At 66.5% G+C, this 25,643-nt stretch carries 23 protein-coding genes; 8 read left to right on the forward strand and 15 right to left on the reverse strand.

Annotation, left to right across the window (positions count from 1 at the left end):
* Positions 1–3: 3 nt before the first annotated feature.
* Positions 4–3,066, reverse strand: coding sequence for a CHAT domain-containing protein (locus tag KOR34_RS19710; protein WP_146567435.1), 3,063 nt, complete (start codon positions 3,064–3,066; stop codon positions 4–6).
* Between the two features lie 373 nt (positions 3,067–3,439).
* On the opposite strand from KOR34_RS19710, the gene KOR34_RS19715 reads away from it, so the two are divergent.
* The 3 genes from KOR34_RS19715 to obgE all read left to right on the forward strand — a co-directional run bounded on the left by KOR34_RS19715 (position 3,440) and on the right by obgE (position 6,332).
* Positions 3,440–4,420 (forward strand): hypothetical protein, encoded by a 981-nt coding sequence (locus KOR34_RS19715; protein WP_146567437.1) that lies wholly within the window; start codon positions 3,440–3,442, stop codon positions 4,418–4,420.
* Between the two features lie 130 nt (positions 4,421–4,550).
* The gene (gene rpmA, locus KOR34_RS19720) at positions 4,551–4,802 is read left to right on the forward strand and encodes a 50S ribosomal protein L27 (protein WP_146567438.1); all 252 of its coding nucleotides are present in this window, start codon (positions 4,551–4,553) and stop codon (positions 4,800–4,802) included.
* A 534-nt stretch (positions 4,803–5,336) separates the two neighbouring features.
* On the forward strand, positions 5,337–6,332 hold the full coding sequence (gene obgE / locus KOR34_RS19725; RefSeq protein ID WP_146567440.1) for a GTPase ObgE: 996 nt from the start codon (positions 5,337–5,339) through the stop codon (positions 6,330–6,332).
* A gap of 299 nt (positions 6,333–6,631) precedes the next feature.
* On the opposite strand, the gene KOR34_RS19730 is transcribed toward obgE, so the two are convergent.
* Positions 6,632–7,105: a hypothetical protein gene (locus KOR34_RS19730; protein ID WP_146567442.1), complete on the reverse strand. Its 474-nt coding sequence runs from the start codon at positions 7,103–7,105 to the stop codon at positions 6,632–6,634.
* A gap of 235 nt (positions 7,106–7,340) precedes the next feature.
* Complete coding sequence (locus tag KOR34_RS19735) at positions 7,341–8,603, reverse strand: beta-ketoacyl-[acyl-carrier-protein] synthase family protein (protein ID WP_146567444.1); 1,263 nt, start codon at positions 8,601–8,603, stop codon at positions 7,341–7,343.
* A 287-nt stretch (positions 8,604–8,890) separates the two neighbouring features.
* On the opposite strand from KOR34_RS19735, the gene KOR34_RS19740 reads away from it, so the two are divergent.
* The 3 genes from KOR34_RS19740 (at position 8,891) to KOR34_RS19750 (ending at position 12,095) form a co-directional block, all read left to right on the forward strand.
* On the forward strand, positions 8,891–10,138 hold the full coding sequence (locus KOR34_RS19740) for a fatty acid desaturase family protein (RefSeq protein WP_228714712.1): 1,248 nt from the start codon (positions 8,891–8,893) through the stop codon (positions 10,136–10,138).
* 296 nt (positions 10,139–10,434) lie between these two features.
* Positions 10,435–11,007: a DUF4303 domain-containing protein gene (locus tag KOR34_RS19745; protein WP_146567446.1), complete on the forward strand. Its 573-nt coding sequence runs from the start codon at positions 10,435–10,437 to the stop codon at positions 11,005–11,007.
* 476 nt (positions 11,008–11,483) lie between these two features.
* Entirely contained in the window at positions 11,484–12,095 is a 612-nt protein-coding gene (locus KOR34_RS19750) for a hypothetical protein (protein ID WP_146567448.1), read from the forward strand.
* Between the two features lie 69 nt (positions 12,096–12,164).
* Here the strand turns inward: KOR34_RS19750 and KOR34_RS26855 are convergent, their stop codons facing one another.
* The 3 genes from KOR34_RS26855 to KOR34_RS26865 are packed head-to-tail and all read right to left on the reverse strand — an operon-like array spanning position 12,165 to position 13,111.
* Entirely contained in the window at positions 12,165–12,425 is a 261-nt protein-coding gene (locus KOR34_RS26855) for a hypothetical protein (RefSeq protein ID WP_197531604.1), read from the reverse strand.
* 33 nt (positions 12,426–12,458) lie between these two features.
* Complete coding sequence (locus tag KOR34_RS26860; RefSeq protein ID WP_197531605.1) at positions 12,459–12,896, reverse strand: alpha/beta hydrolase family protein; 438 nt, start codon at positions 12,894–12,896, stop codon at positions 12,459–12,461.
* Positions 12,893–13,111 (reverse strand): hypothetical protein, encoded by a 219-nt coding sequence (locus KOR34_RS26865; protein ID WP_197531606.1) that lies wholly within the window; start codon positions 13,109–13,111, stop codon positions 12,893–12,895. Before KOR34_RS26865 ends, KOR34_RS26860 begins: the two co-directional genes overlap by 4 nt.
* 456 nt (positions 13,112–13,567) lie before the next feature.
* Between KOR34_RS26865 and KOR34_RS27590 the strand changes: the two genes are divergently transcribed.
* Positions 13,568–13,975: a Clp protease N-terminal domain-containing protein gene (locus KOR34_RS27590; RefSeq protein ID WP_197531607.1), complete on the forward strand. Its 408-nt coding sequence runs from the start codon at positions 13,568–13,570 to the stop codon at positions 13,973–13,975.
* 275 nt (positions 13,976–14,250) lie between these two features.
* Entirely contained in the window at positions 14,251–14,703 is a 453-nt protein-coding gene (locus KOR34_RS26870) for a hypothetical protein (RefSeq protein WP_197531608.1), read from the forward strand.
* A gap of 127 nt (positions 14,704–14,830) precedes the next feature.
* Here KOR34_RS26870 and KOR34_RS19765 read toward each other — a convergent pair whose 3' ends face one another.
* The 9 genes from KOR34_RS19765 to KOR34_RS19805 form a co-directional block, all read right to left on the reverse strand.
* Positions 14,831–15,301 (reverse strand): DUF695 domain-containing protein, encoded by a 471-nt coding sequence (locus tag KOR34_RS19765; protein WP_146567451.1) that lies wholly within the window; start codon positions 15,299–15,301, stop codon positions 14,831–14,833.
* 248 nt (positions 15,302–15,549) lie between these two features.
* The gene (locus tag KOR34_RS19770; protein WP_197531609.1) at positions 15,550–16,143 is read right to left on the reverse strand and encodes a hypothetical protein; all 594 of its coding nucleotides are present in this window, start codon (positions 16,141–16,143) and stop codon (positions 15,550–15,552) included.
* A 1,020-nt stretch (positions 16,144–17,163) separates the two neighbouring features.
* Positions 17,164–17,541 (reverse strand): CBS domain-containing protein, encoded by a 378-nt coding sequence (locus KOR34_RS19775; protein WP_197531610.1) that lies wholly within the window; start codon positions 17,539–17,541, stop codon positions 17,164–17,166.
* A gap of 140 nt (positions 17,542–17,681) precedes the next feature.
* A complete protein-coding gene (locus KOR34_RS19780; protein WP_146567457.1) occupies positions 17,682–19,475 on the reverse strand; it encodes an ATP-binding cassette domain-containing protein in 1,794 nt (597 codons plus the stop codon).
* Between the two features lie 509 nt (positions 19,476–19,984).
* A complete protein-coding gene (locus KOR34_RS19785; RefSeq protein ID WP_146567459.1) occupies positions 19,985–21,034 on the reverse strand; it encodes an ROK family protein in 1,050 nt (349 codons plus the stop codon).
* Positions 21,035–21,138: 104 nt separating this feature from the next.
* Positions 21,139–22,470: a hypothetical protein gene (locus tag KOR34_RS19790; protein ID WP_146567461.1), complete on the reverse strand. Its 1,332-nt coding sequence runs from the start codon at positions 22,468–22,470 to the stop codon at positions 21,139–21,141.
* Between the two features lie 97 nt (positions 22,471–22,567).
* The gene (locus tag KOR34_RS19795) at positions 22,568–23,341 is read right to left on the reverse strand and encodes a 3-keto-disaccharide hydrolase (RefSeq protein WP_146567463.1); all 774 of its coding nucleotides are present in this window, start codon (positions 23,339–23,341) and stop codon (positions 22,568–22,570) included.
* 135 nt (positions 23,342–23,476) lie between these two features.
* The gene (locus tag KOR34_RS19800) at positions 23,477–24,184 is read right to left on the reverse strand and encodes a hypothetical protein (protein WP_146567465.1); all 708 of its coding nucleotides are present in this window, start codon (positions 24,182–24,184) and stop codon (positions 23,477–23,479) included.
* Positions 24,185–24,349: 165 nt separating this feature from the next.
* A complete protein-coding gene (locus tag KOR34_RS19805) occupies positions 24,350–25,618 on the reverse strand; it encodes a DUF1501 domain-containing protein (protein WP_228714713.1) in 1,269 nt (422 codons plus the stop codon).
* Positions 25,619–25,643 lie beyond the last annotated feature (25 nt).

Raw genomic sequence — 25,643 nt, forward strand, 5'->3', positions numbered from 1 at the left:
GGTCTAACCGGCGGCGGCCTGAGCCGCGGGCTCTTTCTTCTCTTCCGCCTGTTGCACCTGGTCGCCCGGAGCTTCGGCCTCCTCGGGCGGCTCGTAGCCGGTGTCCAGCAGCAGGTAGCCGGACCAGAAGAACGGGTGGTTGGCGGACGGCGGCTCGCCGCCGGCGTCGCGGAGCTTGAGCCGCGGCTCCTGGTAGGGGTCGAGCAGCGCCTCGCGGGCCAGCGTGACGCTGCGGCGCCAGGCCTCGACCGGGGTGGACTGCGTCCAGTCGGTGACGAACTCCTGCACCAGCTTCCGGTGGTTGGCGCCGCCGGTCTGCCAGCGGCTCATCAGGATGGTCCGCGCGCCGCTGGCCATCAGCCCGCACGCGGCGTGGAACACCTCTTGGCCGGCGGGCAGCGTGTCGCGTTTGCTGCGGCGGCGGCCGGCGGCCTTCAGCCCGTTCTCGGCGGCCGTGCGGAGCCCGGCCAGCACAACGCGCTCCGGGCCCTCGTAGGGCAGCCGTTGCCAGTCGGCCAGCGAGCCGCCGGTGTTGCGGTCGATCGGCATCGGCGACCATTCGTAGGGCGCCTCGCCGTCGAGCACGCTGTCGGCCAGCACCACGGCCGACTCGAACGCGCAGGAGAGGGTCGCCGAGGGGCCGGGCGCGGGCGCGTCGATGCGGGTCGGGCCGGCCACCACGCCGCTGATGCCGTCCCAGGTCATCTGGGCCATCTCGCGGGCCTCGTCGTCGCCGGAGACGTCGCCCATCACGATCGCCGTGTGCTGCACGGGCCGCAGCGGCGAGTTGTCGCCCCAGGCCAGGCCCATGGTGGGCGCGTAGCGCGGCATCACGGCGTCGGCGATCAGCTGCCGCTTGGTCGGCTCGCCGATCACCAGCGCGGCGAACGGCAGGTGCCACAGCGGCCCGTCGGGCACGATGACCAGCCGCTTGGTCTGCGTGAGGTCGAGGCGCGAGTCGGAGAGCAGCGCGTCGCCCAGCAGGGTCGCGACCTGCCGCCAGGCGTCGCTCGTGACGTCGTCGCCGCTGAGGGTCTTGCTGCTGCTGTAGTTGCCGATCGCGTTGAGCAGCTCGGCGACCTTGCCGCGGACGTCGTTCACGTCGGGCAGCCGCCAGTAGTGCTCGCCCTCCTTCACCAGCACGAAGCCGTGCAGCGTGTCGCCCATCTGGTGGAACACCAGCAGCGCGTCGCCGGGCTGCATGTGCTGGCGGAGGTCCTCCGCCGAGCGGCGGGGCGGGAAGGTCAGCGTGGAGGGCAGGCGGTGCAGCGCGATCTCGCTCAGCAGCACCTCACGGGCGACCGACTGTTTGTAGAGCTGGTTCAAGAGCCGCAGGTCGCGCCGCTCGGTGTCGCCGTCGAGCAGCGTCTTGGCGCCGACCAGCTCGCGGCGCTCGGCCGCGGCCTGCTCGGCCAGCGGCCGGTAGCCGGGCGAGCGGCCCTCGATGAGCTGCCGGTCCAGCCGCTGCGCCTTGCCGAGCCGGTCGCCGGGCGTCTCGAGCAGCGTCCGCAGCGCCTGCAGCCGGCCGCCCAGGGGCTGGTGGTTGTAGTAGCGGCGTCGTTTGGCCAGGTCGGTCGCGTAGAGCGCGTCGAGCGTCTCGCGGCGGGCCAGCGTGGCGGTGATCCAGCGGTCGAAGGCGGCCTCGTGGTTGGTCCGCAGCAGGCACATCGCGTCGAGCGGGTCGTAGGCCCAGTGCAGCGGCGCCGGGTCGGCCAGCATCTGCTTGTAGACGTCCACCGCCACCCGCGGCGAGAGGTCGCCCGAGTCGAAGCGCTCGTTCGCCAGCGCCAGCTGGAAGTTCGACAGCGATAGCTTGGCGTACCGCTGCAGCGACTTCTCCAGCGACTGGTCGCCCTCCTTCTTCTTGCCCGCCTGCAGCGAGACCATCGCCGCCAGGTAGTCGGCGTAGGGGCCGAGCCGGCCGTTGGCCACGTCCGACCGGCGGGGCAGGGCGGCGGCCACCAGCTTGGTCGCCTCGTCGGTGTTCCGGGCGATCGCCTGCTGCTCGGCCAGGATCAGCGTGGCCAGCGACGCGACGTGCGGCAGCCGGTCGCGCTGCGCCCACGCGGCCACCGCCGGCAGCGTGGGGTCAACGCCGGGGGTGGCGCTCGCCTGGCGGTGCACGTGCTGCAGCGCGATCGCGTCGGACAGCACGTCCCAGTCCTCATACGCGTAGGCGGCCAGCGCGGCCTCGGCCGCCAGCCGGGGCACGTGCTTGTCGTCCTCGGAGCCGAGCGCCAGGATCGCCTGACCCAGCAGCGCGGCGCCGGTCAGCTCGTGGTCGAACCGGCCGGAGAGCAGCTCGGCGCGGGCGAAGTGCGGGGCGGCCTCCAGCGGCTTGTGCACGCCCAGCTGAGCGTACCCCACCACCAGATCGGCCCAGGCCGAGGACCAGTGGTTGGGGGGCGCCAGGTTGCCCCGCGCGAAGGTGTCGGCCAGGTCGCGCGACAACGCGTCGTGCGGCCCCAGCGCGCCCAGCAGCTGGTTGCGGCGGCGCAGCGACAGCGCCGCGCACCGCATCACCTCCGCGACGTCGATCTTCCAGAACTGCGGCATCTGCACCGTGCCGCCGCGGTTGGCCACGTCGTTGTTGTTGAGCCGCCCGTAGCTGAACAGCATGGTCTCGGGCAGCCGGCAGTACACCGGGTTGCGCGCGGAGCGGCCCCACGGCGCGATCCGGCGGCTATTGTTGTCCGCCCGCGGGTCCTGGTTGAACCGGACCCGCAGCATCCAGTTGGAGTTGGCCAGCAGCAGCTCAGCGGCCCGGGTGAAGTCGGCCAGGGCGTCCTGGTTGAGGCCCATCTGGTAGAGCGCCTCGCCCCGCATCGCGTAGTAGCAGACCGAGTCGACCCAGCGGTTGGTCACCGTGCGGACGGCCGACCGCTGTTCGCGGAACATCGCCTTGGCGGCGTCGGAGTAGTCGCCCTCGTAGATCGCCTCGACCGCGAGGAAGTAGCTTGGGCCCGGGATCCCTCCCGATTGCGCGGCCGCCGGCCGCGGGGCCAGCGCCGCCAGGAGCAGCAGGCCAAGGGCGGCCTGCGCCACGCTGGGCGAGATCCTCTTCATCGGTTTCCCCGGGGAATAGCGGTTCCGGACGCGGCCAGGGCGGCCCAGTGGGCGACAGGAGTCAATTCTAGCACTCTGCCTCAAGCGGGACGAATCAACGGCGCCCGCCGCCGCGGCAACCGTCCCGACCGCGCCAGCCGCACCCCGCGGCGCTGGCGGCCGCCCAACCGGGCGTTCTGGGCCGCGTCAGGGGGTCGAATCGCCGCCGCCAGGTTTGCTCTCCCCGCGAGCGGCAAATATACTCAAGGGACGGAACCGCAAGCCCAGTCTGCGCTTGCACTTACTCGGACGGATTCGCTCGCCCCCGCCCCCGCACTGGGCCCCCCCACTGGGACCTGCCCGCGTGGGCCCCCATTCTGCCGTTCGAACCGCTATGCCAGTTGCCCAGCTCCACGCCCTCCCGAAGCGCGCCGCCTGCCTGGCTGTGCTGAGCGGACTGCTGTTCGCAGTCGACGCCACCGCCCAGTCTTCGGCCGACACACCGCCGCGGACCTTCGCGCCGGGCGTGCTGACCACGGTCCCCCCGGAGATCCTGCCGGGCGAGACCGCCAGCGTGCACCCGCTAGTGGAGATCCGGGCCGACCGTAAACTGGCCTGGCAGCCGGAGTACCTGGCCAGCAGCCAGACCCTGTACGAGCAGGCCGCCCACGCCCGCTTCACCCGTGACGTCTGGTGCCTGGAGTTCTCGTACAAGCCGCTGCGGCTGATCTGGGTGGACATCCCGCAGGCCAACGGCCGGCTGGAGCGGAAGCTGCTGTGGTACCTGGTTTACTCGGTCCGCAACACGGGCGAGGGGCTGGCGCCGGCCGAGGGCGCCATCAACGAGGAGGCCGCCAAGCCGACCGAGATCGGCACGGTGCGGTTCGTCCCCCACTTTGTGCTGCAGGGGCACGACCTGCAGGGGGGCCGCCGGCAGTACCGGGCCTACCTAGACAAGGTGGTTCCGGCCGCCATGGAGTCGATCCGCCGCCGCGAGGTGCCCGGCCGCAAGCTGCTGAGCACCGTCCAGATGGCCGAGACCCCCATCCCGCCGACCAAGGATGGCGACGACGCTATCTGGGGCGTGGCGATCTGGGAAGACGTCGACCCCGACATGGACTTCTTCAGCGTGTACGTGCAGGGGCTGACCAACGCCTACCGGTGGGAGGACCCGGACGGCGGCTTCCAGCCCGGCGACCCGCCGGGGACCGGCCGCAAGCTGGTTTCCAAGACGCTGCAGCTCAACTTCTTCCGCCCCGGCGACCGATTCCTGGAGCACGAGAACGAGGTCCGCTCCGGACCGGCCCCCGGCAAGGCCCAGCTGTACGGCGAGGGGGTGACCGAAGGGCTTGTCTACCAGTGGATCTACCGCTAAACTGCGGGGCTCACGGAAGCTGTGCGAGGGCTCCAGGCGGACCCTCGCCGGTTTATCGCAACCAGACAAGCTGCCCCCGGCCGGCGACCGCCCGGCCCGAAGCGGGGCGATTCGATCGGGAACCACCACCATGGCTCACAAAAAAGGTCAGGGCTCTAGCCGCAACGGCCGCGACTCGAACGCCCAGCGCCGCGGCGTGAAGAAGTACGGCGGCGAGCGCGTGATCGCCGGCAACATCCTGGTCCGCCAGCTCGGCAACAAGTTCCACGCCGGCCGCGGCGTCGGCCAGGGCAAGGACTACACCCTGTTCGCGCTGGTCGACGGCTCGGTCATGTTCGACCAGAAGGGCCGCCGCGTGAACGTCGTGGCCGAGGCCAACTAGGCGGCCCGGCCCGTAAAAGACCACACGAAGGGACGCGCCCGGCGGGCGTCGTCCCTTTTTGTTTGCGCTGCCAGCCTGCAGCTGCTTCTTTAGATTCGTCGCATGGCAGACATACTCAAGCCGCTTAACGACTACGCCACCAGGAACGGCGAAGTCGTCGATTGTTGGGAACAACTGATCTGCCCATGTGGTGACTCGCTCTTCCAACTCTACTCGGATGACAATGAGGGAGGAGCCTACTGCGTATGTCCACGATGTCGAACTGAGCACGATATAGAGAACAGCAGAAACTACGTCGTTTCGCTTGTCCGAAACGTTTGTAGCTGCAATTTCGAACTACTGGAAATCTACGTCGGAAAGAGTGTTTATCCTGATACCACCGAGCCCAAGTGGGTCTACGTTGGTGGGGCGTGCCCCCGCTGTGGTGTGATCGGTGTGTATGTGGACTGGCACGAGCGTTGAACCCTTAGCCGCATATCATTATCGCCACATCGAACCGTCCTGACTTCCACCTCTCCCCATCCCCCTTCCCCAATGTTTGTCGACCGCGTCCAGATCGAAGTCCAAGCCGGCCGCGGCGGTGATGGCTGCATGAGCTTCCGCCGCGAGAAGTACGTGCCCCGCGGCGGGCCCGATGGGGGCGACGGCGGCAACGGCGGCAGCATCATCGTGCAGGCGCAGGACGGCGTCGACAGCCTCAACTCGCTAGTGCACAAGAAGCACTGGAAGGCCCGCTCCGGCGTGCACGGCCAGGGCAGCACCCGGCACGGCGCCAACGCCGAGGACATGATCATCACCGTCCCGCCCGGCACCGTGGTGCGCGACGAGCAGCACGACCTGGTGCTCAAGGACCTATCCCAGGCGGGCGACTCGGTGGTCGCCGCCCGCGGCGGCAAGGGGGGCAAGGGCAACTGCCGCTTCAAGAGCTCCACCAACCAGGCGCCGCGCGAGTTCACCCGCGGCGAGGAGGGCGAGCACCGCCTGCTGACGTTCGAGCTGAAGGTGATCGCCGACATCGGCCTGCTAGGCAAGCCGAACGCCGGCAAGAGCACGCTGCTGAGCCGCGTCAGCCGCGCCCGGCCGGAGATCGCCGACTACCCGTTCACCACCAAGAAGCCCAACCTGGGCATCGTGCAGGTCGACCTGGACCGCTCGTTCGTGATGGCCGACATCCCCGGCCTGATCGAGGGCGCCGCCGCCGGCGCGGGGCTGGGTCACGAGTTCCTCCGCCACGTCGAACGCACCCGCGTGCTGATCCACCTGGTCGAGCCGACGCCGGTCGACGGCACCGACCCGACCGAGAACTACCGCGCCATCCGCCAGGAGGTCGAGCAGTACGACACCGACCTCGCCGGCCGGCCGGAGATTATCGCGGTCAGCAAGGCCGAGCTGCCCGACGCCGCCGCGGTCCGCGACCTGCTGGCCGAAGAGACCGGCAAGGAGGTGATCCTGTTCTCCTCGGTCACCGGTCAGAACCTCGACAAGCTGCTCGCGCGGGCGTTCGCGGTGCTGCAGGAAGAACGCGAGTAGGGCGCCCAGACTTTGGCCGAAGGCCATGTTCACCGTAGTCTAGGGCCCCACCCTAGACCGGCTTCGTGGCTCACCCCAGCTGGCTGAAGGCCGAAATCAACGCGACCGCGGCCGGCTGAGTCTGGACTTCAGCCAAACCTTTCACATCGCTCGAAGTGATTTAGCGGCTGCGGCTGCTATGCAAGTCTGAACCCAAGGGACACTTCAGCCCCCACATGGGCTCCGCCTTGCCCCTCTGCCCATGACCCCGCGAGATGCTGACACGCGAAGCGGAAGAGCTTGATGAGCGCTGGCAGCGATCAATCCTGCGCCGCATGTTCGCCTCCGACAGGAGAAAAGCACAGCTCCTTGCTGGCCGTCTGGTCGATGATCTGCCGCTTCACATGCGAGTAGACGATCAGCATTGAAACGCACATGCAGAGTAAAAGAGCCCCTGCAACAACCGCCATGAACAGGGCTTCAACCGAGTAGGGTGTGCCGACAGCGCCATTGAGCATGCTGGCTATTAGCGGAATGCACCCGATGCACGCGAGGACGGATGCGACCTGCCCAACTGTGAGGCAAAAAACCTGAAACGCTACGAATCTCGAAACCGTTAACTGCGGATACTTTGCCAGCTCTGTTGATTCGATATCGGACGGTATGGCGACGATGTCATTTACAGTAAGCCCTTTGCTTTCTGCTTCTTCCCGAGCCGCCTGCTCAGACGCAGCACGGCTCACTAGTGTTTCCTCACCATTCACGTTGTCGCGAACAATTACCCAGTACGCCATTGCTTCAACTGCCTATCGTGAGTGATGGACGCGGTGTTGTTGTGACACACTTAAGTGCGATCCGGGCTGTAACGTCTGGCGACCGCGGTGGCGAACAGACGCGCTGATAGGCTCACAGTAGTCACGATGGGCAGGGCATGGAAGCCGCAGCGAGCAACGCCTTGCGAAGCATCTGGCCGGAAAGACTCCGACGCCTTTCTGGGGACTCCAGCGACAATATTGACGTTGGCGTCCGCTACCCGGCCACCAGCACGGTCGCCACGGCCTGGCCCATCAGGTTGTAGTTGAGCTTCAGCACGGCCCGCTTGTCGGTGGGCGTCAGCTCGGCCGCGACGTTCACCGGGCAGTTGGGGTCGGGCGTCTGGAAGTTGAGCGTCGGCGGGACTACGCCGCGCTCCAGCGCGGCGAGCGTCATCGCCAGCTCGACCGAACCGCCCGACGCGCCGGTGTTGCCGATGAACGACTTGGGCGCCGTAACCGGCGCGTCGCCCACGGTGGCGCGGAGTGCCTGGGCCTCGACCTGGTCTTGCTCCACCGAGCCGCCCGAGTGGGCGCTGACGAACGCCAGCTCTTCGGGAGTGATACCGGCCTGCTGCAGGGCGGCCTCAACCGCGTTGCGGATGGCGGCGCCGGCCGGCGGGCGACCGGGCAGCACCGCCTCGTTGCGAACCGCGACCGAAGCCACGCGGGCGATCGGCCGCACGCCGCGGCGTCGGGCGTGGTCCTCGTTCTCCAGCACCACCACCGCGGCGCCCTCGCCACACACGGCGCCGGTCCGGCCCTTGTCGAACGGGCGGCAGGCCTCGGCCGGTTCGACGCCTGCGGACCAGGCCGCGGCGCCCTCGCGCCACAGCGGGTCGAGCTGGTTGAGCCGGCTGCTGCTGGCGCCGATGAACATCAGGTCGGTCGCGCCGCGGGCGATCATCGAATCGGCCTCGGCCAGGGCCATCAGGCTCGAGGCGTCGCCGTGCGCGATGGTGTTGGTGGGGCCGCGGGCGTCGCGGCGGATGCCGGTGTGGCAGGCCGACATGTTGGGCAGGTACTTGAGCATCCACAGCGGGAACAGCTCGCGCATGCCGGCCGGGCCCCACTGCTCGTAGTCGAACTCGCCGTTCTCCTTCAGGCACGCCTGATACGACGGCTCCAGCTCCTCCGGCGGGCAGTACATCAGCCCGGCGCCGAACACCACGCCCATCCGCTCGGGGTCGACCGGGGTGTCCTCCAACCCGGCGTGGTCCCAGGCCTGTTCCCCGGCGGCGAAGGCGAGCTGGATTTCGCGGGCCATCACCTTGAGGCTCTTGCGCGGCTTGACCCACTGCTTGGGGTCAAAGTCCTCTTCACAGATGATCCCGCCGAACGGCGCGGGCCAGTCGGTGGCGGCCATCCGCTCGTGGACGCGCACGCCGGATCGGCGCTGGTCGATCGCCGACCAGACCTCTTCGCGCCCCACGCCAATGGGGCACGCGACTCCAAACCCTGTGATGACAACGTTTTGCAAGGACCAATCACCCCGTGCCGGCAGTCGAAAGAACGGCTCTGGACGCCGAGAAACTCCTCACGCCCAGAGCGCGGAGCCCGCCTACTCAGGTCATCGGGATCTGGCCGCCCGACCTGAAACGGGGCTCGCGGAGCGCCGACGATTCGCGTCGGGCCCGACAAGGCGATTGCGCAGTTTAGCCAGCCGCCCGCATCGTCTCTAGCCTCCCAGGCGTTGAATCCGGCGCCCCCCGGTGCGTACTCTGAAGGGAACAGGCTAAGGGCTCTAGGCAGTTTAGGACGATTCCAATGAAGCGTCGAACCGCACTCCGCCAGAACCCGAACGGTCAGACCAACATGCAGCTCCCCCAGACAGGCACGGCCGCGTGGCCGACCGAGGGCGCGGTGGTCGTGCCGCCGCGAACCGGCCGCCCGACCCCCGAACGCGAGCCCCAAGCCGAGCCGCAGCCACAGCGCCCAGCCGCCGGCCCGGGGTTCTCGCTGGCCCAGGCGCGGACGATAGTCGGCCAGCGGTTCCAGCCGAAGCCGTGGATCTACTGGACCGACCTGCTGGCGAGCTGGGCGGTCGGGATGCTCGCGTACCAGCTGGTCTGCCAGCCGACGATCGGCTGGGGCGAGGCCGCCGTGACGCTCGGCTGGCCGGCGCGGGTCGCGTGCTTCTTCCTGTCCAGCATGCTGATCTACCGCTGCGGGCTGTTCATCCACGAGCTGACGCACATCCCGGAGGGCCAGTTCGTCGCGTTCCGCAAGGCGTGGAACCTGATGTGTGGGATCCCGTTCCTGATCCCGTCGTTCGTGTACCTGACGCACGTCGACCACCACCGGCGGCGGCACTACGGCACCCAGCACGACGGCGAGTACCTGCCGCTGTCGCACCGCTCGCCCTGGCACATCGTGGGCTACCTGGCGCAGAGCCTGATCATCCCGGTCCTGGCGGTGGTCCGGTTCGGCGTGCTGACGCCGCTGACCTGGTTCAACACGCCGCTCCGCCGGTGGGTGATGACCCACGCGTCGAGCATGGTGATCGACCCCACGTACCTGCGCCCGTACCCGACCGCCAAGGCGCTGCGGCTGATCCGCCGGCAAGAAGCGCTCACCTTCCTGTACATTGTGGCGGCCGCCGTGCTGCTGTACCGCGGCGCCTTCCACGACGGCGTGGTGAGCCCGTGGGTGCTGCTGCAGGCGTACCTGACCGGCGTGTTCGTGGTGACGGTCAACGCGGTGCGGACGCTCGGCGCCCACCGCTGGCACAACGACCAGCACGACGAGATGACCTTCGTCGAGCAGATGGTCGACAGCGTCACGTACGACAATCCTCGCTCGCTGCCGTGGCTGTGGGCGCCGGTGGGGCTCCGCTACCACGCGCTGCACCACATCTTCCCGTCCATGCCGTACCACGCGATGGGCGCCGCGCACCGGCGTCTGATGGCCGAGCTCCCGGCCGACTCGCCGTACCGGCTGACGGTCGCCAAGTCGCTGTGGGACGAACTGTCCGGCCTGTGGCGCCGCGCCGCCGAGAGCCGCCAAGCCGCCTAGCCCACACGGCCCTCGATCGTCCGCGCTACCGCCACGCCAACCGCAACCCGACGCGTAAGCGAGGGCGCTCCACGGAGCGGATCGAGTGGCGTCGAGAAGGGGCGAAACCGCGTCGGTCGATGAAGCCGGTGCTGGTTTTCCGAGAGCCAGTGACCTCCTAAGAGGGGTCACACCTTTGTACTCACCGAACTCTGTTAGAATGCGTCGAACCAGGTGAAGCCAAGTTGAGTCGCCGGTGCCCTGAGAAGGCTTGTTGGCAGTTCGTGAAGTGCAACGCGAAGTCGATCGACATTCGAATGGCCGCACCACCCTCCTATGATCATCTGAGCGATGAAGTCGCCGCCGCTCTGGCAGCTCACTACTGTCAGTGGGTCGCTGAGCACCCCACAGACGACATCTATGCTTACGTGGTATACGCGACTTCCCTCGTGTCGACGATCGCAGTCTCGGTATTGACCGAACAGGGCCTCAAGCAGGTTGCTTCTGAATACAAGACCAAGCACGGGTACGATGAACCGCTTGATCAGCTGGAACGCGATCTCCGATGGTCCGTAGCAGATACCCCATATTGTGGGGACTTACAGGAGGTTTTCGAGTCAGTCAACGAGCGGCTTCACTCTATGGTCGCCTACGTCGATGCGCTGGATGTCGAAGACCCCGCTTTCTCGACGCATATTGACACGCTTTACGACACCCTTGTTGTCGCATTGAATCAAGTTCGGCACAGACAGTTAAAGGATGAAGTCCGACCTTTGCTCTACGTCGATTTCGGCGACATGAGCGACGAGGAACGGCTCTGGTTCATCAGACAGTGCAATGCCCCGAACGTAGTTGAATGGTATCGGTCATCAATCGAACCAGCGGGCTAATAAGGTCACGGAATTCATCAGCTGCGAGACATCGACGCTAATTCGGTCCATCCGTTCGCGTGCACAGGTGGCGTCGCCCTTGGTCGCGAATCTGCACCAGCGTGAGACACCGGCCCCCGGTACTATGGCCCACCGAATCTGAACAGGGACCGTCGATTTTCAATGCGCCGGGTGCCACTGGCTATGCCAGTGCTTCAAGTGTCGATGCGCGTTCCCTAAACTGCACTGGCCGAGCCAGTGGCAACCGGCGTAGAGAACCCGCGAAACCGCACCGGTCGATGAAGCCGGTGCGGCTGGCGCATTGAACCTCCTGCCACTAGCGTGGGTCATTCCCAAAGGACAGTTGGTGCTAGACTGAGCCCATCCGTCCCCGTTCGGCGAGAGAGAACGCTCTAGCGATGAGACTTGCCATCGGGCGGCTGGCGCCCGGAATGGGCAAGGACTTGGCGATGACACAACTAGAACGAGGTAGATCGATGCGCACTCCCCACCGCGTTTTTTCCCTAGCGACGCTAGCCGTTGTGCTTTGTCTGTCGCCGAAGTTCCTGCTCCAGGCTCAGGCGCCGAAGGTATCGATTGGCGATGCGGCCAAGCTGTCCGAACTCAAGCTGTTTTCCGCGGCCTATGGGTACGACACGGAGTATTTGGAGGCGCTGCTCGCCAAAGCACCCGGCGCCTACCGGGCTATCGAACCGGCTCAGGAGATGTCGTCGTACCGTAAGGACCTGCCGCTCGATGCTCACTACGTCGCGCGGATAGCCACCATGCAGGTCGAGGATTGCGGTCCCTGCACGCAGCTCAACCTCCGGATGGCGATCGAGGCGGGCGTCGAACACGAGCTGCTCGATACCTTGATTCAGAGCCCAGAGAAGCTGCCCCAGCCGCTTCAGGATATCCGTAACCACGCCCGAGCCGTGACCGGCGCCGGAGAGCTTGACCCGGCGTGCGTCGACCGGCTCCGTGCCCACTACGGCGAGGGCGCGTTCTTAGAACTCGCGGTGGTGATCACCGGCAGCCGGATCTATCCAACCCTCAAACGAGCGATGCTCAAGAACGAGAGCTGCATTCTTGGCGACTTGAAGTACTGAGTCAGACGGGAAGAAATGGGGCCTAGCCAGCCTAGGGGCGGGTGTCGCTAGAGACGGCCCACAGCTGCTTCACTTCATGTATTTCTCGAAGAACGACAGCACCTTCTCGGGGTGCCGCCCGAAGTGGTTGTAGCCGTCCTTGAACCGGTGCGGCGTGTTCTCGATCCAGAACAGCTCCTTCTCCTCGCTGCCGAGCAGATCGAACGTCCGCTGCGCGTCTTCCGGGTTCCGGGTCCAGGCGTCTTCCAGCACCTGGACCATCAGCACCGGCATCTTCACGCTAGCCGCCCAGTGGTGCGGCGTCATCTCGGCCGCGACGAAGCCGCCCATATTCAGCAGCTCCAGGTCGATGAGTTCCTGGTACTACCGGATGCCCTGGAGCTCGGAGAAGGCGTCGTAGATCGCCGACATCGAGACTACCATCGGGCTGCACATGCAGGCGACGTTCTCGAACAGCTCCGGGTAGCGGTGGATCGCGTGGTACTGCGAGTTGCCTCCCATGCACTGGCTGTAGAGTCCGACCCGCATCTTGGACAGCTGCGGGTGGCTGTCGACGTACTTCTTCACGCCCACGCAATCACGCCACTCCCAACACCCGATGCCGCTCAGCCCGCCGTTCGCGGCGCCGCTGTTCCCGTGGTTGCGGATGTCGTAGGTCAGCACGTTGTACCCGGCGTCGGTCAGGTGCTTGTACTGGATGACGAAGTCGATCTCCACCGCGTCGAAGCCGCTCCAGGGCTCGCCAAGGTGCCCCGGGAACCCCGCCCGGCACATGGGCAGCGCGTGATTGAAGACGATCAACTTGTCGCTCTCACCCCCTTGGCGGGGATGTACCACGCTTCCAGGGGCGTGCCGTCATCCGAAGCGATGTAGAGGTCGTGCCACCCGGTCATGCCGTAGTCGTCGGGCGTCTTGTGGAGCACGCTGCGGAGCGGCCGGACGATGTTCGCGAGCCCCTTGACCTTGGCGTGGTCCTCTGGGGAGATGGTCTCGAGCTGCTGCAGGGCTTTGTCCATCCGCTGCTGGCGTACGGCGTCGCGCGTCGATTCTACCGGTACCGCCGCGGTGACGCAGCCACCGGCCGGCCTGTTTGCTGGGCGCCGCACCGGTCGTTCTCACGGCGGGGACCGCCGTGCTACAGAGGTGGGAGGACCCGCTCCTGCCGCCAGGCGCCGCTGGCTACGCCAGTGCTTTAAGAGTCGACGCGCGTCCTTCAAACCGCACTGGCCAAGCCAGTGGCGCCCGGCGTAAGCGATGGCGTTCCACGGATCAAATCCAGTTGCCGTAGAGAAGGGGCGAAACTGCGTGGGACGATGAATCCTGTGCAGGTTGGGAATTCCTATTTTCGCTCGCTACGACCGAATACAATGCCGCTAAGTGGCTCAGACGAGCCCCAACGGCAGTTTCGATACACTTGACCACGAGGCTTTGTGATGGTCGTTCTTCCATTCTCGGAGCCCGCACGAAAAACGATGCGATACGCAAGCCAGGAGGCCTTGCGACTTAAGCACGAGTACATCGGGACAGAACACATCCTACTGGGACTTATTAGAGAGGAAAGTGGCGTCACTCCTGATATGCTGAACAAGGTTGGTCGTGACCTCGGCAAAGTACAAGCGGAGGTCGAAAACTGGGTATTGGCAGGGGCAGAAGAAGTCACAAAGTGTCGTCTCCCCCGAACCCAAAGAGCAGACAAAGTCTTGAACTATGCGGACAAGGAGGCCCAGAGCTCTGGCTGCGATTTTGTAGAGGCGGAACACATTCTCTTGGGGCTGTTACGGGAGCCGCACGGAGTAGCTCATTGCGTACTGGTCGGACTAGGACTTAGCGTCGACAACGTACGTGATGAGGTAGCAACCATTCTTCGCAACCGCAGGTGACACCTACCCGCGAGCTGGCTGGAGCCAAAACGCACCGGCGTGATACTCCTACGCAGGCAACACCTCCACGCAGCCGCTTGAGCTCTCTCGCATTCTGCCGGCCACCGCAAACGCCGCCTACGGCCCCCAACCACACCCCGAAAACTGCCCCCTCCTAACCTGCACAGGATTCATCGTCCTGTGCAGGTTAGAGCGTGATACAATACGGCATGCAATCGCCCACCCCAAATGAAATTGGACTAGCAGAGGCCCTCGCTGTCGCTGAGGGTCGAGTGATGCCAACCCTGAATGAAGGCGACGCGAAGATGCTCGCGTTGATTCTTCAAGACGGCGAATGCACAGCCGAGATTTCGGACTCCGCGTTTTCGGTACAGTACTCGTGGCTACGGAAATTGCGTCCGTCGACCTACTTCAAGAGTCTGGCACCGGGGGTCGTTGGGCGTCTAATGCAGCTAGGGGGCGTGGACGGCATAGATGGCGAAGCAACTTTCCGAGTAGGCCCGGGCTCAACGGGCACTGGGCGGTATGTATTTGACTTTGACCAGAAATGGGTTCGCATTCGCCGGGAACAAGAGCGGATCCTCATTCTTGTTCGTGACAATCGTAAAGGCTTGAACGAGAAAGTCCCACAGCCTTCCTATGAGGAAGCTCGCTGCGGACGCTGCAACGGGGTTTTGCGAACGCCCCTTGCCAAGCAATGCCTCAATTGCGGCTACGATTGGCACTAGGCGTTCTAGCTGCGTCGAAGTGAAACTCCTACGCAGGCAACGCCTCACGCCTAGCCACCCCCAACGCCGCATCGAGGGCGCCAGCCCCCAACCTGCACAGGTCGATGACGCCGACGCAGCCAAGAACTTACGTGTGGCCGCCTCGCGCTGCATTCAGGTGCCACGCCGCCAACTCCCATTCTGGATCATTCTCGATGCGGTAGTCGAACGGTCGCGGCTGTGTTTTCTCGGCAATCATATTACTCAGGTACGCGTGAGGCGGCGTGGGTTCGTAAACACGATAAATCAGTTCTCTTGTTCGATTCCACGTAATCCTCGCTAGAAACAACGCGTTCGGCTTCTTTAAATCGCCGCCCTTAAAGACTGAATCCAGAGCATCTCCGAATGGATCGACAATCTCTCGTTCTGCTTCCGATGGCATCCCATTCTCGATGAGGTCTTCGAAGATGACCATTAGTGACAGATGCCAAGCGAACACCGCTTTCGGTTCGAAATCGCACAGCGACTCATTGATCACGCCAATCCCGGGTAGGTCGTTCTGTACAAACTCGACTAGCTGGTAGTTTTCCTTCGGAATGCTCACGCGGTAGTCGGTCATGGATAGCAATTCCCGTGAAAGTGCGAATCGATAAAATCCTGTCAACTGCCTATGGTCCGACCCATTTCTGCGGCGTTTGGAGATGGTCGCCGGGCGCCACTGGCCTAGCCAGTGGGGCCCGGCGTAAGCGATGGCGTTCCACGGATCAAATCCAGTTGCCGTAGAGAAGGGGCGAAACTGCGTCGGACGATGAAGCCTGCGCAGTTTCGGCTCGCGAGTTCCTGGACAAGCATGTCACTCCGTTCTGCTTACGCTAAAGGATAGGCCGTCTGCTCAACGGCACTCCGCAGGCGATGCACTGGAGCGTCCTCGTTTAGCTGCTGAAGCTGGGCGACAGACACTGGCTTGTGGCCGAATACGTGAGCGACAATAAGGGTATCGACCTCAACGTTGTAATTGCATGCGAGCCACTCCGCAAACCCATCTACGCCCAAGAGTAGTCTCGACAATAACTCAGTTGAACCATCTGGGTCTTTGCCTTCTGGGTAGTCGATGTCCCCTGTTTCCCACTGAGCTTCACCAGATAATCGCCAAACAACGAAGGTAGTGTTTGGCATGTCAAACGCTGGTTCATTAAGCGAGGACTGGAAATCAATCGGAACATTGTCGAGAAGCTTTGGCCACAATGCGGGAGGATGAGTGCGATGCGGCGTCATCGCCGTTTCGTGACCGAAGCCCTTGATAAAGCACCCAGCGCTAGTGAAGTGGACGAACAACTCATCCCCCGAGCCATTCTTCACAGCTCCAACCTGCTGGTGCTTCGTCCACATTGGATAGTAGGCGAAATTCGGCTCGCCGTATTCGATGTCGAATACGGCTGTCAGTGCGGCCATCTCCTGCATACGCAGTCGAAGGTCGGCCGGGCTCGGTAGTTCTGCTAGGTTGCGAGTGGATATCATGACAATCGACTTGGTTATGATGTATCTGTAGCCTATCGCGTGCTGCCGCGACATGGAACTTCGGCCATGATTTCGAGGCTTGCTATCCTGCACAAGCGGCGTCGCCCTGGGTTACGAATTTGCACCGGAGTGAAACTCCTACGCAGGGAACGCCTCACGCCTAGCCACCCCCAACGCCGCATCGAGGTCGCCAGCCCCCGACCTGCACAGGTCGATGAAGCCTGTGCGCGTTTGCACCTCCCGCGTCTGACGACGGCCCAGCGTCATAGAATTAAAGTACGGCGACCCCCTAGCTGTTTTCAACCGACCATGAGCATCACTGTCGAGTACCTATTCAATTCCGCCCTCGCGTTTGACTCGCTCGTAGACCTACTCAATGACAAGCTAGGCCTCTGCTTCGCTCCGTACAATGGAGACTCGGCGGACCAATACTGCCGACTCCTCGGAATGGAATTGTCGCTTCACAGCTGCCATGGCTTGGTAAACGATGGCGAATGCAGATTTGAGGACTACGCGTATCAGATTGAAACACGGACGCCTGTTTGCGATGGAGACCTTCGTGTGGTTCAAGTCGAGTTAATGGCAATGCTTGCGTACACCATGCATCGACGCCTAAATGTGCTGTCCGGTCTCCTGACCTTTGATGTTCAGTGTGCTCTTGCCCGCTACCGGACGACAGAAACCGGTTGGTATGATGAGCTCTCCTGCTCGCCAGTCACCTTCCCCCAACACTTGGTCACAATTCGAGACAGAATCACACGTGCGGGCTGGGAAGCCTAACTTGCACAGGATTGAAACTCCTGCGCAACGGGCAGCACCAACATTCGCCCGATCGATGCTTGCCGGCTGGTGCACCTTGGAGCGGGCGCAGATCACTGCCACACTTCGCTCAGGCCCGACCGGCTGGCCTCACGGCGGGGACCGCCGTGCTACCGAGGAGAGGTGGGCGGAGCCGCCCCACGGCTACACGAACTGCGCGAGGTAGTTGACCAGGTCGGTCCGTGACACGATGCCGACCACCTCGGCGCCGCTCACCACCGGGGCGCGCTGGACTTTGGTCTCGCGGAACAGCTCGGCGATGCTCTCGATCGAGTCGTCCTCGGACACCGTGACCGACTCCTTGGTCATGTGGCGGGCCACCGGCGAGTCCATCACGCCGGGGTCGGTGAACGCGGTCAGCAGGTCGTACTGCGAGACCATGCCCTGCAGGAACCCGGCCGAGTCGATCACCGGCAGGCCCGCCAGCTCGTGGTGGGCCAACAGGGCGATCGCCTCGCGCATGGTGGCGGTGTCGTGCACGCCACGCACGGTGCGGCTCATGAGGTCTTTGGCGGTCGCCATGCTGGGCATCCTGATTCACGGGGGGCGGGTCGGCGGCGTCCCCTCCGCTGGCGGGGGCACGCTGCAAGCCTAGCCTGCCGCCCGCCGCGGCGCGGCCGCTGACGGGAATCCGTCGGCGGGGCGGCGGCCTCTGCCGGTAATCAGGCCTCGAGCGATTCCCACCGCTCGTACGCTGCGGCAAGCTGCCCCTGCAGTTCGGCTTCCTCGGCCTGCTTGTCGCGGATGACCCTGGCGTCCTGCTGGTAGAACGCGGGGTCGGCCATCTGCTCGTGCAGCGCGGCGATGCCGGCCTCGAGCTTCTCGATCTTGGCCGGCAGCGACTTCAGCTCCCGCTGATCGTTGTAGGAGAGCTTCTTGCCGCCGGTCGAGGGCTTCTCGGTCTTGGGCTTGGCGGCGGGCTGGCCCTGAGCCGCCGTGGCGGGCGGGTCGGCCGGCTTGCGCTGGCGGAGCCAGTCGTCGTAGCCGCCGTCGTACTCCTTAACGCCACCCGGCTCGAACACCAGCGTGCTGGTCACCACGTTGTTGAGGAACGCGCGGTCGTGGCTGACCACCAGCAGCGTGCCGGAGAAGTCGATCAGCTTCTCCTCCAACAGCTCGAGGGTCTCGGCGTCGAGGTCGTTGGTCGGCTCGTCCAGCACGATGATGTTGGCCGGCTTGCTGAACAGCTTGGCCAGGAGCACCCGGTTCCGCTCGCCGCCCGACAGCAGCTTGACCGGCGTGCGGGCGCGGTCGGGCGTGAACAGGAAGTCCTGCAGGTAGCCGATGATGTGCCGCGAGACGGTCTTGCCGTCGGGCTGCGCGACGTTGATGGTGTCGTAGCCGTCGCCGATGTTGTCCTGGACGGTCCGCTCTGGGTCGAGCTGGTCGCGGAGCTGGTCGAAGTACGCCAGCTGCAGGTTGGTGCCGAGCTTGACCGCGCCCTCGGTGGGGGCCAGCTCGCCCAGCAGCACCCGCAGCAGGGTGGTCTTGCCGGCGCCGTTGGGCCCGATGACGCCGACCTTGTCGCCCCGCATGAGCGTGGTGGTCAGGCCCTCGAAGATGGTCTTGTCGCCGTAGCGGAACGCGACCCCGTCGGCGTCGGCCACCAGCGCGCCGCTGCGGCCGGCCTCCTGGATCGCGAGGCGCGACGTGCCGAGCTTCTCGCGCCGCACGCTCCGCTCCACCCGCATCTGCTTGAGCGCGCGGACGCGGCCCTCGTTGCGGGTGCGGCGTGCCTTGATGCCCTGGCGGATCCACTTCTCCTCCTCCGCCAGCCGCTTGTCGAACAGCGCGTTCTGCTTCTCCTCGGCGGCCAGCGCCTGCTCCTTGCGGAGCAGGAACGCGTCGTAGTCGCAGGACCAGTCGAACAGCTGCCCGCGGTCGATCTCGAGGATGCGGGTCGCGAGGCGGCGGAGGAACTCGCGGTCGTGGGTGACGAACAGCAGCGTGGCGCGCCAGCCGGCGAGGAACTGCTCCAGCCAGTTGATGGCGTCGATGTCCAGGTGGTTGGTCGGCTCGTCGAGCAGCAGCATGTCGGGTTGGCCGACGATCGCCTGCGCGAGCAGCACCCGCCGCTTCATGCCGGAGGAGAGCGCCTCGAAGCGGGCCGCGGGGTCCAGGCCCATCCGCGAGAGCGTGGCGTCGACCGCCTGGTCGGCCTCCCACGACTCGACGTGGTCCCCCAGCCCCCGACGCACCACCGCCGCGATGTCGCTCTGGATGTCCTGCGGCACGTCCTGGCGGAGCTGCGCGACGCGCGTGCCCGGCGCGAGCACGACGTCGCCGTGGTCGGGCGCGAGCTGGCCGCTGAGCAGCCGCATCAGGGTGGTCTTGCCGGCGCCGTTGCGGCCCAGCAGGCCGATGCGGTCGCCGGGCTCGATGACGCAGTTCACCTCGTCCAGGAGCGGCGGCCCGCGGAAGCCAATCGTGACGCTGTTGAGCTGGATCTGGGGCATTCGAAAGGGGAAATGGGAAAGGCGAAAGGGGGGTCGTGGAAGGCGGTGTCGGCTGTTGGTCGCTACCGGTTTGTTACTGAAACCGGCCACCCCGCGCGGTCAAATGGGGGTGCGTTTCTTGGTGTACCTAAGGCCGGCGGGTGGGGGGACCGCTGCGCGCGGTAGGTGCGGGGCGGATCTTCGGAGGCCGGTGTCCGATCGGCGCGCCCAAAAACGGACAAAACCCCCGCCGCCCCGTGGGGAGCGAATCAATGTAACGGCATTATCTCAAAGCACTTACAGAAAAACAGGGCGGAAATACGCCCCGAGTTTTGTCCCCTCCGCGCGTGTTTTTGGACAATACGAATCGGACAAAACTCCCCCCAGAGCCGCGCAGGGGGTGCGCTAGGGTGGCGGGGGCGCTCCGCGGCAGCGGAAGCCCCCGCGGGTTACGGACAGCCGGCTGGTACGTCGCCGGGGCTTCCCTGCGAGAGCGCCCCCGGCGCCCCCGCTTTGGGGTCACGTCGCCCTTAAGGCAGCACCCAGGCCAGCGCGCCGATGACCGGCGCGGCGTCGCCGCAGACGGAGAACTCCAGCCGGTCGAGGTTGCGGAAGCCATCGAGCGCGTGCTCGCGGTACGACTCCTCGGCGGTCAGCCGGTAGCGGTCGCGGAGGTCGGACACCAGGTCGCACACGCCGCCGCCGATCACCAGGCGGTCGTAGTCGCCCAGGTAGTTGACGCTCAGCATCGCCAGGCCGAGCGCGCGGGCCTGGTCGTCGAACAGCTGCACGGCCAACGGGTCGCCGCCGGCGGCCAGCTCGCGGAGCTGCTTGGCCTTGTCCTTGGCGGTGCCGGACGCGGCGTTCAGCGGGTGGTCGGCCCACTCGGTGAGCGACAGCCGGTACTCGAGCTGGTGGGTGAGCGCGGTGAGCGAAACGGCCGACTCGGCCGTGGACATTGCGTTGCCGACCTGGAGCTGGCGGTCGTGCTCGTAGCGGAACGCGTACTCCGGCAGCAGGATGTGGCCCACGTGGCCCGCCCGGCCCTCCTTGCCGCGGAGCGGGTTGCCCTCGACCACGGCGCCGCCGCCGAAGCCGGTGCCGACGATCACCATGAACAGCGAGTGCAGGTCCTCGGCGGGGAGCTGGTTGGCGGGCGCGCCGTCCCAGCTTAGCGAGCGGTTGCGGATGGCGAACTCGCCGAGCGCGGCGGCCTGGCCGTCGCCGATGTAGCAGACCTCCAGCCGCGTAGTGACGGCGCGGTACGCCTCCTCCAGCCGCTCGCGGATGGGGAAGCGGTCCCACTGCTTGGGGTCGAGGTTGGGCGTCTTGAGGAGCACGCCGTCCTGCGTGGCGGGGCCGGGCGTGGCGAGGCCAACGAACGGCACGTCCTCCAGCGTGGCGCCCAGCTTGTCCAGCTCGAGCGACGACTGCCGGACGATCGCCGCGATCACGGCGGCCGGCCCGTCCTGGGGCGCGGTGGGGAACTGCTCGCTCACCGCCACGACGTTGCGCTGCTCGTCGCCGATGGCGAGGGTGCTGGTGGTGCCGCCGATATCGACGCCGATAAAGTAAGTCATCAAGGGCTGCCTGCCACGGCCGGGGAGGAACGCCGGCCGACCTGAAAGGGGGGAAAGAGCGAGAGGCCGTCAGTATCGCGGCCGCCGCCCCGCGATGCAATCGCCTACCGCGTGGGCGACCACTCCATCGGCCCGCCCTGCGGCGACGCCGCTTTGGGGGCGGGCGGCGCCGGCAGGGGCGCCGCCTCGTGCGTGGCCAGGCGGATCTTGTTGGGCTCTGGCGCGTGGTCGGATTGACGCCAGCCCGAGTCCGCGCCGGCGCCCGTCTGGGCTACCGACGAGCGGCTGCTGGCGCGCCAGTCGCCGGCGGTGGGCGCCGGTTCGTTCCCGGCGATCGCGGCCTCGTCCAGAGCGTCGGGCGCGGGGGCGTCGGCGAGCAGGGCCTCGTCGATGCTCGCCAGCCGCCCCAGCACCAGCAGCGACTGCTCAAGCACCTTTTGATCGTGCGGCTGATTCACCAGCCGAACCCACAGCTCGAGCTCCCGGTCCTGCGGAACGCCGCCGGGCAGCACCACCGCCAGGTCGAGCACCGGCTCGGCCGCATCGGGCCGCCACGACGCGGCGACCTCGGCGGAGGAGAAGTCCCAGCGGGCCAGCTTCTCGCCGTCGGCGCCGTTGGTCGGGTCGATCAGCATCAGCGACGCCTGACCGGTGAACGGCGCCGGCTGGCCGAGCAGCGTGCGGGGACGGATCAGCGCGACCAGCGTCGGCTCGCCGGTCTCGAGCGCCGGGCCGGCGTAGCTCTCCACGGCCAGGCTGCCGAGCGGCTCCGCCGGCAGGGAGGGGCCGTCGTGGGTGGGGGCGAAGGGGGGCGTCTCGCCGAGCTGGCCGAGCGGCGGCAGCTCTTCGGCCGGCCCGTACCGCGAGCCGGGCTCGGCCGGCGCGGTCGGCTCCGCCGCGGGGATGTCCAGTGGCGGGATGTCGATCGGCGGGGCGGACTCCGGCGCCGTGCCCCGGGGGGCGGGCGCCGTTGGCCCGTTGTCGAGCGGCGGGGGATCGATCGGTGGCGGGTCGATCGGCGGCGCAGCCGCGGGCTCGCCGAGGTCGATCGCCGGCACGTCGATCTCGGGGACCTCGTCCTCCTCAGCGGGGGGGTCCAGCGGCCGCAGACCAAAGTCGTCCTCCTGGGCGGGGCCATCCAGCAGGCTCCGCGGGGCGCCGGGCGCCGGGCGCGGCGCCGCGTCGGGCTCGCCGGCCTGTTGGCGCAGCTCGTGCATCTCGGCGCGGTACTGGCGGATCAGGCCCTGGTACTCCTGGATGCAGTCCTCCAGGCGGTAGATCTCGTCTTCCTGCAGGCGGAGCTCGCGGAGGTAGATGTCGCGGTGCGCCTGCTGGTTGTTCTGGCAGCCCACCAGGCACAGCACCGGCGCAGCGACCAGCAGGCGCAACACGGGCGCGCAGATCGACTGGCGTCGGTGGGGTCGGGGGCGGTCCATACGGCGGTAAATAGGAAATCCGCCGTCGGCCGTCAATGCGGAGCGGGGTGGGGTGCCAGCACCGTCGACGAACACCCTGTCTGGGTGATTCGTGGTGCTAGCGGAACCGCGGCTCCTCGACCTGCTCACCCTCGAGCTTCTTGTAGTCGCGCACCCAGATGTTGCGGAACCGCACCGGGTTGCCGTGGTCCTGCAGGCGGATCGGCAGCCGGTCGGGGTGGGCGGTGTACTTGGGCACGCTGTCCCAGGCGGTCTTGCCCGCCAGCTCGGTGTGGTTCTGCACCAGCACGCCGTTGTGGATCACCGTCATGTACGCCGGGCTCTTCAGCGAGCCGTCCGAGTGGAACCGCGGCGCGGTCCAGATGATGTCGTACGAGTTCCACTCGCCCGGCGGGCGCATCGCGTTGACCATCGGCGGCTGCTGCTTGTAGAGCGCGCCGGCCTGGCCGTCGAAGTACGTGGGGTTCTCGTACGAGTCGAGGATCTGCACCTCGTAGCCGTTCCCCTCGGACTGCGAGGCGAAGTACACGCCGCTGTTGCTGCGGCCCTGACCCCGGCCCCGGACCGGCGTGGCGGCGGACCACTCGATGTGCAGCTGGCAGTCGCCGAACGACTCGCGCGTCACGATCGCGCCCCGGCCGGCGATCAGCACGCCGTCTTCCACCTTCCAGTTGTCCGCGTTGTCGAACGCCGACTTGCTGGTCCCGTCGAACAGCACCATCGCGTCCGACGGCGGGTCGGTGTCCTTCTCGCCCGGGGTGACCACCGGCGGCTCCGGCCACTTGATGCCGGGCAGGTACTCGCTGCCGCAGGCGGTGAGCTGGGTGAGCAATCCAACGGCGACAACACAAGCGACGAGGCGGGTCTTCATGGCGAGGAGCAAACGGGGTGGCGGGGCGGAATGGGGTGAACCCAGATTATGGCCGCGCGGCCCGCGAGTCTCAACTTGATTCGGCACACCCCGCCTAGCACCCGCTATTTGCGGGGCGTCGTCCAGCGTTCCCGCCTACTCCGAGTCCGCGTCGCCGTCCTCCGGCTCGCCGACATCCACCTGCGACCAGTCGATCTCGGCGATCTCCTGCTTCAGCTTCGCGAGCGTGTTCTGCGCGACCGGCAGGTCCTCTTCGGACACCATCACCTGCACCCAGCCGGGCGCCTCGGCCTTGAAGCCGGCGGTGTAGCCGCCCACCGCGGTCGACTTGATGCCCTCGCTCTCGAGGGCGCCCACGACGATCATCGCCTGGGCTTCGGTGGGGAGGGAAACAAGCGGCTCAATGTGTTCGGTCGGGTTGTCCATGGCACGTCGGCAATTGGAGATGAGAGGTTCGTCAGCGGGAAAGCCCGCCGCCTGCGGATCCTCCGGGGTAACCGGCTTCATTGTACTACGCATCAGGTCCGCAACCAGGAATAGCCCTCCGATTATCGCGCCCACGGCGTAACCCACAAATGCCAGGCCAGCGCCATTGATGAGGGCGAGCGTCAAGAGCTCGTCGCCCACGTAGCCCCAGCCCGCGGAAACCAGCGTGGACACGACCCCGATGGCCGCTCCCACCGCGCACGAAGCGGCGCGGGGCGACTCGCCGCCGAACAACAGAGCCTGCCCGGCCCCGACCAATAGGAAGAAGAGCCCCGTGACTACCGCCGCCTCCGGGGGCCAATGCAGGGCGCGCATTGCCGCGAAGAGCAGGCTGAAGCCAAGCGTGGCCACGAGCATGGTCCACAGATCGTACCGCCGCGGCACGCAGTACACCCTCTCAGCCGAGCGGACCCGAACGGCGGGAAGGCCATGCCCGACATTAACGGGCCTCGGTGGCCTCGGGTGATTCACGATCGTGGGCGCCTGGGGGACCGGCTGATAACCCCGCCCGCCGACGGGCAATTAGCTAAACAGCTCGGGGATCACCTTGCCGCCGTTGGCGATCTTCATCGGCCGGCCGTTGCCGGACGTGAAGGTGGTCTGCAGCGAGATCCCCAGGCCCTTGCAGACGCTGGCCATCAGGTCCTCGGCGGAGTAGGGCTCGGTCACCACGCGGCTGCCGTCGGCGTTGGTCTCGCCGATCGCCAGGCCGCCGTTCAGGCCGCCGCCGCCCACCACGGCGCTCCACGCCCGGGCGTAGTGGTCGCGGCCGGTGCGGTCGTTGATCCGTGGGGTGCGGCCGAACTCGCCCATCCAGATCACCACCGTGTCTTCGAGCAGGCCCCGCTCGTAGAGGTCCTCCATCAGGGCGCTCATGGCGGTGTCCATCTGCGGCAGCTTGGTCTGGAGCGTGTCGAAGCAGTTCTGGTGCAGGTCCCACCCGCCGAAGCCTACTTCGATGAACGGCACGCCCGCCTCGACCAGCCGGCGGGCCAGCAGGCAGCCGCGGCCGAAGCCCGTGTTTCCGTAGCGCTCGCGGATGTTCTGCGGCTCGCTGTTGACGTTGAACGCGGCCATCTGGTCGCTGGAGAGCAGCGAGCGGGTCTTCTCGAGCACCCGGGCGTGCTCGGTGGCCGAGCCGCCACGGCGCTCGTTGATAAACCGCTGCTCGATCGTGTCCAACAGCGCCAGCCGCTGGGCCATGCGGCGGTTCTCGATCTGCATCTCGAGGTTCCGCACGCGGCCGTTGGAGTCGACCTGGAACGGCGCGTAGCTCATGCCCAAGAAACCCGGGCCGGCGCTGGCGCCGCCGATCGATACGAAGGGCGGGATCTCCAGGTCCTTGGCGAACGGCTCCAGCTCGTGCGCCACGACCGAGCCGTAGCTGGGGTGCTCGATGTTGGGGTTGGGCACGTAGCCGGTGTGCATGTAGTAGGTGCCGCGGCCGTGGTCGGCCTCGCGGGTGCTCATGCTGCGGACGATCGACAGCTTGTCCATGTGGCTGGCCATCTGCGGCAGGTGCTCGCAGATCTGGGCGTTGCCGGCCGTGCCGATCTGCGTGAACGGACCAGAGGTCGGCGCGCCGGGCTTCTGGTCCCAGATGTCGATGGTGGGCGGCCCGCCGCCCATCCACAGCAGGATGGCCGACTTGTGGTTGCGGCGCATCGCCTCGGCGCCCGCCTGCAGCGAGCGGGTCATCGCCAGCGCCGGCCCGGCGAACGCCGCCGCGCCCGCCATGTGGCTCATGAAGTGCCGGCGGCTCATTCCGGTGGGGGTGGCGAAGCGTTGCATGGGATGCCTCGTGGAAGTACCGAGA

Source organism: Posidoniimonas corsicana (assembly GCF_007859765.1).
GTDB lineage: Bacteria > Planctomycetota > Planctomycetia > Pirellulales > Lacipirellulaceae > Posidoniimonas > Posidoniimonas corsicana.